The organism is Anaerovorax odorimutans, from assembly GCF_024459955.1.
In the GTDB taxonomy this organism is placed as follows: Bacteria; Bacillota; Clostridia; order Peptostreptococcales; family Anaerovoracaceae; genus Hominibacterium; species Hominibacterium odorimutans_A.
On sequence record NZ_JANFXK010000101.1, the window covers coordinates 1 to 436 of the forward strand.

General features: G+C 49.5%; 1 protein-coding gene. It reads right to left on the reverse strand.

The genetic code is table 11. The features are described 5' to 3' along the window. Positions 1–155 precede the first annotated feature (155 nt). A partial coding sequence (locus NE619_RS18050) for a hypothetical protein (protein ID WP_256133867.1) occupies positions 156–436 on the reverse strand: 281 nt, incomplete at its 5' end.

The following is a 436-nucleotide window of genomic DNA, read 5'->3' on the forward strand; positions in this document are numbered from 1 at the left end:
CTGGCAGGCTGAGGGGCGCTAAAACAGCCCGGAAGCCGGGTATGTGTGGCTGCAAACGTTGGAAAAGGTTCAACATTCCGCCAAAACCCGCGCCAATGTTGATAATTTGTGTAGATAGAACCCTTGCTGGCTCGGAAATAGTGTAACTGAGCAGCTTACGAGAGCAAAAAGCCGGCGGGAGAAATGTAAAATAAAGGGATTTGATTTTTTTCTACAACATCGGCTGCAATTTGTGCTATCTGTTGAGGAAAGTTGTGGGGTTGCAGGGTGTCTGGCAGGCTGAGGGGCGCTAAAACAGCCCGGAAGCCGGGTATGTGTGGCTGCAAACGTTGGAAAAGGTTCAACATTCCGCCAAAACCCGCGCCAATGTTGATAATTTGTGTAGATAGAACCCTTGCTGGCTCGGAAATAGTGTAACTGAGCAGCTTACGAGAGC